This window comes from Paraburkholderia sp. RL18-085-BIA-A (genome assembly GCF_046027075.1).
Classification (GTDB): domain Bacteria; phylum Pseudomonadota; class Gammaproteobacteria; order Burkholderiales; family Burkholderiaceae; genus Paraburkholderia.
Window position 1 is genome coordinate 1 of record NZ_JARESU010000236.1, and the last position, 8,172, is coordinate 8,172.

At 58.0% G+C, this 8,172-nt stretch carries 6 protein-coding genes and 4 pseudogenes; 3 read left to right on the forward strand and 7 right to left on the reverse strand.

The window, feature by feature from the left end; translation table 11 throughout:
• Nucleotides 1-158: 158 nt before the first annotated feature.
• On the reverse strand, nt 159-917 hold the full coding sequence (locus P0D89_RS49430; protein WP_408364643.1) for an SDR family oxidoreductase: 759 nt from the start codon (nt 915-917) through the stop codon (nt 159-161).
• Here P0D89_RS49430 and P0D89_RS49435 point away from each other — a divergent pair.
• On the forward strand, nt 898-1,206 hold the full coding sequence (locus tag P0D89_RS49435) for a helix-turn-helix transcriptional regulator (RefSeq protein WP_408364644.1): 309 nt from the start codon (nt 898-900) through the stop codon (nt 1,204-1,206). The two genes, P0D89_RS49430 and P0D89_RS49435, sit on opposite strands and share 20 nt — an antisense overlap.
• A 312-nt stretch (nt 1,207-1,518) precedes the next feature.
• Here P0D89_RS49435 and P0D89_RS49440 read toward each other — a convergent pair.
• Together P0D89_RS49440 and P0D89_RS49445 are read right to left on the reverse strand one after the other, a co-directional pair.
• Nucleotides 1,519-1,686, reverse strand: a pseudogene (locus P0D89_RS49440) (integrase); the annotation flags it as partial.
• On the reverse strand, nt 1,649-2,941 hold the full coding sequence (locus P0D89_RS49445; protein WP_408364646.1) for a glycosyltransferase: 1,293 nt from the start codon (nt 2,939-2,941) through the stop codon (nt 1,649-1,651). The pseudogene P0D89_RS49440 and the gene P0D89_RS49445, both read right to left, overlap by 38 nt.
• A gap of 889 nt (nt 2,942-3,830) precedes the next feature.
• Here P0D89_RS49445 and P0D89_RS49450 point away from each other — a divergent pair.
• The gene (locus tag P0D89_RS49450) at nt 3,831-4,808 is read left to right on the forward strand and encodes an alpha/beta fold hydrolase (RefSeq protein WP_408364649.1); all 978 of its coding nucleotides are present in this window, start codon (nt 3,831-3,833) and stop codon (nt 4,806-4,808) included.
• Between the two features lie 151 nt (nt 4,809-4,959).
• Here the strand turns inward: P0D89_RS49450 and P0D89_RS49455 are convergent.
• Nucleotides 4,960-5,199 (reverse strand): annotated as a pseudogene (locus P0D89_RS49455) (ABC transporter permease); the annotation flags it as partial.
• Between the two features lie 250 nt (nt 5,200-5,449).
• Nucleotides 5,450-5,741: pseudogene (locus P0D89_RS49460) on the reverse strand (catalase/peroxidase HPI); the annotation flags it as partial.
• 312 nt (nt 5,742-6,053) lie between these two features.
• Here P0D89_RS49460 and P0D89_RS49465 point away from each other — a divergent pair.
• Nucleotides 6,054-6,521: a hypothetical protein gene (locus P0D89_RS49465; protein ID WP_408364651.1), complete on the forward strand. Its 468-nt coding sequence runs from the start codon at nt 6,054-6,056 to the stop codon at nt 6,519-6,521.
• Nucleotides 6,522-6,694: 173 nt separating this feature from the next.
• Here the strand turns inward: P0D89_RS49465 and P0D89_RS49470 are convergent.
• Together P0D89_RS49470 and P0D89_RS49475 are read right to left on the reverse strand one after the other, a co-directional pair.
• Nucleotides 6,695-7,050, reverse strand: a pseudogene (locus P0D89_RS49470) (DUF4148 domain-containing protein).
• A gap of 355 nt (nt 7,051-7,405) precedes the next feature.
• Nucleotides 7,406-8,172, reverse strand: a 767-nt coding sequence (locus P0D89_RS49475; RefSeq protein WP_408379165.1) for an anti-sigma factor family protein, incomplete at its 5' end; no start/stop codon positions are given.

Genomic DNA, 8,172 nt, shown 5'->3' on the forward strand with positions numbered 1-8,172 from the left:
TCCACTGAGCCCGCTGTTTGGAAGTCAGTCCTTTCAGCACGATAATGCAATGGTGAATACACCGTTTTTCGCTTGCGCCCGCAATTTGCACCACAGCCAGCATGTGCACATAGCGGGAATACACCGCTCATATGACATATCGCGTCGCACCTTCTGTCTCAGTGCCGATCAAAGCGTTCGCCGATCATCTCCTCGCTCTTGGCCCAGAGCGCCTGGGCGTACTCCGAATCAACTGCATACGGCATGACGCCGGGACTCATCGGGCTGATCGGTCCGTGAATAACCTGCGATACCTGGCAGTCCTCGCAGTAGCGGCCACCGATCTCTTCGGCCCCGGCAACGATGGCGGCCCAGACCGAAGTCGCCGCCCCTTGGGGAACCGTCTTGAATCGGAAGGGTGGCTGCCCTTTGGCGGTCAACTGGGCATTGATCTGCTTCACAACCTTGTCGACCTCGTCAGGTTTCATATGGCGGTCGAGTTCAGTTTTGATCACGCCTGGGTGCAGCGCTGTCGCTCGTACCCCGTGCGCTCGATGTCGGCGATCAAACTCCACCGCGAATAGGATGTTGGCGGTCTTGGAGCGGCCATACGCGATCCCCGGATCGTATGGCGTGCGGTCGAAATTGGGATCCTCGAGGTCGACATCTGAGTTGCGATGGCCGGAAGACGCGAGGATCACCAGCCGCCCTCCTGGCGCAATCAACGATGCAATGCGATTCACAAAGACAAAATGCCCGAGATGATTGGTTCCAAATTGCGTCTCGAAGCCATCGGCGGTGTGCCCAAACGGCGTCCGCATCACGCCGGCACTGGCAATCACCGCATCGAAGGGCCGCCCCTCGCAATTCAGCGCTTCCGAGCAGGCGCGCACGCTATCGAGCGAGGCGAGGGCCTTGATGCACGAACAACCGGGCAAAGACTGGAGCCTCCTCGAGCTGGCGAAGGCCGCAGGTATGTCACGCGCGACCTTCGCCCTTCATTTCAAGGCAGCGGCAGGCGTCGGTCCGCTCGGCTATCTGACCGAATGGCGCATGCGCCTGGCGGAGCGTGCGCTGTGTCAGGACGGTGTCTCAATTGCCAGGCTCGCTGAGTCGCTCGGCTACGCGAGCGAGAGCGCATTTAGCCATGCGTTCAAGCGCGTCACCGGTCGCGCACCCAAATGGGTTCGCCGCAAGACGGAGGTTGCCGCAAGCACGTCAACCTGACCTGGAACTCATCTAGCAGCATCGGATTGTCGACGATTCGTAGCCGCTGTCGAATGTCTCAAACTGGCCGCGTGCTCCCTCACGCCGTCGGCATCAACAGCTTCAGTTCGCCAGGTTTCGATCGGCAGCACGCGACCCAGGTCGTGTGGAAACCCGTTGGAATTACAACGCGACGCGTGACCGCGGCCCCCAGCGGCGCGTTTGGCTGCCTTTGCGGCTATCATGGCGACGACGAGAAGGCGAGCCTCTCCGATGCGTTCCAGACGAGTTTAAGGGCTTTGTTTCAGGACCTATGGGGTGCTCACCCGGCACCAGCGCTGCCGCGTTGATCCATGCCTCGACGCTGTCCCGGATCTGGTCAGTAATCTCGAACTGAACCGGCCGTTGAGTTTTCTCCTGCATGATCGTCGCCCGGCTGGCGATGTGATGCCCGTGGCAAACGTCACAAACTCGCAGCCTCGTGAGATCGCACCCGTTCAAGAATCTTCACAATCTCGCCACGCGTATCGATTTGCCGATACTGCTTCCCCAGCGCCGATGCACGAGCGCGATACCGCGGCTCGCCGGGCACACGGCGAATTGCATCGCGTAATGCGTCCGGCGTCGGATTATTGGTCTTGAGGTCGATACCGACGCCTGACCATTCGACCCGCGCATTCACGTCTGCCTTGTCTTCAGTCATGCCCGCCGTCACCAATGGAATACCGAAACTCAATGCCTGATTCACGCTGCCGTACCCGCCGTTGGTGACGAACACATCGACCTTTGGAAGCAGCCACTCGAACGGCAGATAACTCGCGAGACGCGCATTGGACGGAATCGGCCCCGGTATCGCCTCGATAGATCGCCCGCCGGCGGTGACGACGACCAGCAGGTCTGGCTGGTCTGCGAGCGCAGCGAGTGTCGGCATGACCAATTGTCCGAAATCATGATTGGAAAGCGTTCCCTGCGTGACCAATACGATTTTGCGCGGCCCGTCCAGTTCATGAGCCCACGACGGTATCGGCGCCTGACCCGACACGATCGGGATCGCGCCGACAAATTGCACCGACGCCGGCAGATCGGAACGCGGGAACTCGAATTCCGGCACGGTCAACTGAAGATGGACATCCGGAAGTTTGACTACGGCATCGAGGATGTTCATCGACATCGGTTCGACTTCCATGCTCGCGAGCAGCCCGTTCAGATGACGCCCGAACGGCTCTAGAAACATCTGATCCACCTCGGCCGCGATCGCCTCATAGTCCTGCTTGCTTGCTGGCGGAAGACCCATGTTGCACGGCGCATTGTCGTCGCGGTGGCAAAGCAGACAGGTTGTTCCGCAATACACGATCGCAGGACGCGAAGCGCGAGGACCGAGCAGCATCGGCAGAACGCCGAGGAACAGGTTGTCCGTGAGGATAACGTCCGCGGAGAAATTCTTGAGGACCCTTTGAAGGCTTTTGTACTGGTCGGGCATTGGGTCGGCAAAGACCCGCTCGAAATAGAAGCGAGTCATCGGGAGACCAGGTGGAATGGACGTGAAGTCGGGAAAGGCAGCGGCGAAGTCCCGCAGATCAACATCTGCGACACCTTCGAACGGCGCGAAGGTGGCGCCCATACGTTCAATGCGGTCACGCAAGACAGTCGCCGACAGGCCGACGAGTTCATGACCCTGCTCGACCAGGGTGCGTCCGATCGAAAGTAGCGGGTTTAGATGACCCATTAACGGGACCGACGAGATCAGAATCTTCATGTTCCTGTCCTTTTGAAAACTGCATCAGGTTTCGTAGAGATGTATCGACACCGGCGTCATGTTCGACATTGTTGCCGTTGCAGCAGAATCAAATGGCTAACACATGGTGTAGCGTCATTACTGGAGTAGGGTTTCCAGGACGACGTTCGCGTACCGACTTGAGGGAGAGTATTCGCACACTCGCCGGTTCTAAGCGCAACGAGAACGATCACAATGCGTAGCCGGGCTTTCATGAAGCACGCAATGTTCGTTAAGACTTAATCCCCCGCAACAAGCGGACTCAGCGATAACAGATCCTCCTGTGTGGGGAGCGCGGTCATTCTGGAAGGGAGTATGTTCACGCTCGATCCGGCATCGCCGCGGGCAGGACGGTAGGGGCTAGCGGCACAACTTGAACGCGGCTTGCCGTTCGAACCGTGCGGTCATTATTGAAAAGTACGGGTGACGGCGCCGTTGCCCGCAGATTTCAAATTTGTTATCAACGGATGAGGCAAGCCGCCATTCAATGCGAAGCTGCCGAGCAGCGACTCGACGCCTGAATAGACGGTCGCGCGCCCAAAGCTCAAAGCGTCATGTGAGTCGATATGGCGCTCCTGCCGGGGAGTGGACGTCTACGATCGCCGACCCATGCGACCACCGCTTGGGGGTAACGGCCGTTTCTAGATTCATGCCCCGAGGCAGATGCGGCGTTGGAAGTCGTCGCGAGATCCCTGCACGAAGTGGTCAGTTTCCTCGTTGGTCTGGTGACGCCGGGCGCCTGTCTCATTAAGCTCCAAGTGTACGATACGCTTCTGCAGTCCCACACCACATATGCTAGGGTGTCTCGTTTCGTGCGCTGAGCCAGCGCTTGAACTGGCTCCAAACGACGCATTGCCGGAACAGCAAAAGCATGGAAAGACACGACATTAGATTAAAAGAAATCCGCGGCTTCCACGTCGGTGGCGCACTGCACAGGCTGGTTGGCTTTAAGAGTGAAGCTGTTGCCCGGGTGGAGGGCGATACGCCAACCGTCATTGACATGAACGGCGACCACATGGCAGGTCAAATGTATGCCACGCATTACCGGCAGGCCGAACCGGAATTCGTGCTGCCGTTACTGCTGTGGCACGGCGGCGGCCTAACTGGCGCCTGCTGGGAAGACACGCCCGATGGTGGACAGGGATGGTTGGATTACTTCCTGCGCCATGGATTCGACGTGGTGGTCTCGGACGCGTTCGAAAGAGGGCGCGCATCCTGGCCCCCCTACCCGCAATTTCTCGGGCAAGGACCGGAACATCGTTCGCTGAACGCCGTTTGGCATCATTTCCGTTTTGGTGCAGCAGGCACGTACCCACCGATCCTTGAAGCCCGGAGCGCCCGGAAGATGGCTTACCCGGGACTGCAATTCAGCATTGAGCATCTGGAGCAATTCGGTCGTCAGTTCGTGCCACGCTGGGTGGGCACTGAAGACCTCGCGCTTAAAGCGTACGGAGCGCTCCTTCAAAAGATAGGGCCGTGTGTAGTGATTGGTCATAGTCAGGGCGGCTACTACGCACTGCAGTGCGCCCGCCTGTTTCCGGAATTGGTTAAGGCTGTAGTGGCCGTCGAGCCCCCGGCTGTGCCAGGAGCCGTCAACGCATCCGTCGTGTGCTGCCCCCATCTGTTCATATGGGGGGACTACATTCATGGCAAAAGCGAGACCTGGTCCCGCTACTTCCGGGTCGTCGAGGACTACCGCCGGGGGTTAAGCGACTCGGGGACGCTGGCTGAGGTCATGGAGCTACCTGCGCTAGGCGTACGCGGCAATAGCCACATGCTGATCATGGACCGCAATAACCAACTCATAGCGAAGCTGGTGCAGGATTGGCTGACGCGGATTTCGAATTGAATCGACAGTTTTCATGGTTTTGGTAATCATATAGCCGGCCTCCCTCCGTTCGATGCGAACGGCTGGCGTAGAGATCATGGTGCGAACACCGACGTGACGCACAGGAGGCCGGCATGGGCAAGTCTAGTGGAATTGACCTGCACTCGAACAACATCAGGCTGACGAAAGAGCCAATGGACAGATCGAGTTCGTTCGCCGTAATCACGGCGAGCTGCGCGAGGGTGGCGAACACGATCGGAACGCCGAGGTTCAGCAGCATGACGCCACCGAAATAGCTAAGCGTGTTAGGTTGGATGATCGCCATCGGCACGAGAATCGCGACGAGCGATGCGAACGGCAGGATCGAGCGCAGATCGCGCGGCCCCCGCAGCGGACTCAGGACTGCTTTCATTCTGTCGCCTCCTCGAAGCTGGCCGCGAGCAGCGCCTCTTCGGTACACTCGGCCGCGCTCAGTTCTCGCGTTATCCGGCCTGAACGGAAAATTCTAACCGCTATCAGGCAGTTGGCCGGGTCGGCATTCGCTATCGTTTTTGAAAAACAGCGCATTCTCAGATAACGAGCGGGCAAGAGAAGAATCGAGTCCGGCACCGCCTTTGTGTGTGTGCCCGGACGCACCTCGTCGCGAACGGTTAGCCGGTGAGTCAGGTCCCGCTGAAATCGAACCGGTCCAAGTCCATGACCTCGACCCACGCGACCACGACGTCGCACACGAACTTGTCCTTGCCGTCGTCGCTTGCATAGACCTCGCCCAGCGCGCGTAGCACCGCGTGCGAGCCGAACATTAGATCGACGCGTGAGCCAGTCCATTTCTTCTGGCCGCTCCTGCGATCGAAGCCTTCGATCCCGTCGCGCCGCGTCCGATGTCGGCGTCCACTCAGTGTCCACGTCGAGCAGGTTGCTGAAAAATTTATTCGTTAGCGTTTCCAGCCTGTCGGGGAACATGCGCGAACGCGTCGTCTCGGTAAGTGCGCTGATCATGACGACAGCAGTGATAGCAAGGCGTTTCATAGCAATTTTCCTGGTGAGTTTTGCGTACCGACATTAAGGAGAGCGCCAGCTCGATATTTCTAATTCCACCAGTCTGGATGATTCGATTTTCAACTTCCACCGGAATACAAAGCTTATTGTCAGCACCCGAATCGAGATTCAATCTCGCACCGGCAATGGAATATCTCCGCGCGTACCGTGTTCGATCTATGCAGGGGAAGGAACACTATTCGGACACATGGTCGAACAGGAGAAAACGTGCTTGCCGCTAAACCCTCTCTTCTCAAGCGCATATGGGTATCGCTGCCCGCTGGCGCACTGGCGATACGGGCGAACACTGCGTTGCTTCAGGCAACAGATCAGGTCGGCATCGTAACTGCTCGCGGTGGATTGCTCACGCTGGTGAACCGTGCAGTTGATATCCCCGGCCGGGCACTCGCCACGAACTGGCAGTTCCAGCAGGCGTTCCACGTATGCGTAGGAATTGGTATGGCTGTCTTCTATGCGTTGATCGTCAGAGATCCGCGCAATCGCGTTGTCGGAAAGAGCCTGCTTTACGCCACGTTGGTCTGGCTGGCAAATGCTCTGGTTGTTCTACCGCTCATCGGGCAGGGACTTGCCGGGACGCGCGTTCTCTCGATTATTGGCATCGAGTACTTCGCGCAGGCGCACACGATCTTTTTTGTTCTTAGCGGTCTGTTGCTCGCGAGGTTCTCTGAAGACTAGCAGGAAGCGAGCAGGAAAGAGAAGAGGAGAGAGGGGCTCTGCAATGGCTTTCCCGTCGATGCAATTCGTCGCGATTTCACCTGCAGGCTAAAGGATAACCGCTCCAGACAGTGACAAAGATGCGCTGCGCCAGCGTCGGTCAATGCGCCGGGCAGCGCTCAGCTGAACTCGGCTCAGCTGCCGCCGAAGTAGATGTTGCAGTAGCTGACGGGGCCGACGCAATCGTCCGAATGCGACGATGACGTATCGCTTCGCTTGTTTCCCGAATCCGTTGTGGCACCAGGAACACCACCCAAACCGCTTTGCTGGCTGGCAGCTGCGTCCTCAGCAGCCACCTTTGCTTCTGCCGCAAGGATGTCGTCCGGGTAATTCGGGTCACTCGCCCTGGCCGGATTATAGCCCGCCTGTTCGAGACGGACGAGGTCCGCCCGAACCTGTGCACGGGTCAGCGGGCCATTGACCGGGCAAAGGACAAGGCCGGTGCCACGAGTGCGCTGATTACGAAAGCATATTTGGCAATCTTGTTCATGATTGGATCCAGATCAGTAGAAGTTAAAAAAGTCACTGTTCGGCATCTGATACGGATCTTAGGATCCGGCGCACTCGATCAAGACGGTACGGATATCAGCTGCTTCATACCTGCAAACACAGCGCTCTCTTTACTATTCCGATCGACTCATAGAATTATTTCGATCCTGCAAAATCACAGGCATGTAATAAAGTATTCTCTCAGCAGTACTGCTGATACCGGCAAATTGGCGATTCACCGCAAGACTTGGATCTCGCAATCAAGAAAAGACCGCTGCACGCCTAAGCATGCAGCGTCTGCCAACCACGTCACAACTCTGGAGGGGTGTCTCTCTCACCCTTCCCCTGGCAACGTGTTACTCGGAGACGGGAGTAAATTGTGCATATACGTCGTGGGAAAGCCTGAGCAGCGTCGCACGTTCGATACCGGCCGAGACTGCGTACCCGTACTGCCCATCGATCCAGTAAAACACTTTCACGGGGCCGTCCTCGTAAAGCCTGAAAGCCGTGGTATTTGAGCTGGCCTTCCGTCGGGACACGCAGAGCGTCACCCTTTCACCCTGGGCGTTCCGGTACATGAACTGGGCCATTGATCCATCTGCATCCGGGAGCAACCGCCCGCCTGCGAGCTGGAAGCCGCTTTGTTCAAGATTGGGCGGACGCACATCAGTACCCATGCGACTCGTCAGCCATTTCACGAAGTCCAGATCCTTGATGCCCGCGCCGGTCTTGGGAATCTCCACCTCAGGCATATAGACTACGTGGGCAAGAGCAGCTTTGCGCACGAAACTGTCCCCCGAATCGTGTCCAGAATAGCGGACATCGTGCAGAGAGGATGCGCGGGTACCGGACCCACTCGCGCTTCCGCCCGTTCCCATACCAGACTGAACGCCGAATCCAATGCCGATTCCCAAAGTCAGCATCGCTGCGAGTGCAGAGAATCTCGGCCAGTTCGCTGCCGGAAGGCGAAACCATTTCGGCGTGGGATCTTGCAAAAGCTCGCGAAAGCGAGCAGGCAGCGGCTCAGCAAGTATCGGATCGTAGCGTTTGTGCAGGAGACTGTTGAGCGAGAAGTAGTCGTCTACACGAACCGCAGCAGCCGGATTTTCATGCAAAAGGAACG

Excerpts from the sequence above, each read along its gene's own strand:
- P0D89_RS49435 (WP_408364644.1), top strand. The coding sequence starts at position 898 with ATGCACGAACAACCGGGCAAAGACTGGAGCCTCCTCGAGCTGGCGAAG.
- P0D89_RS49445 (WP_408364646.1), bottom strand. The coding sequence starts at position 2,941 with ATGAAGATTCTGATCTCGTCGGTCCCGTTAATGGGTCATCTAAACCCG.
- P0D89_RS49450 (WP_408364649.1), top strand. The coding sequence starts at position 3,831 with ATGGAAAGACACGACATTAGATTAAAAGAAATCCGCGGCTTCCACGTC.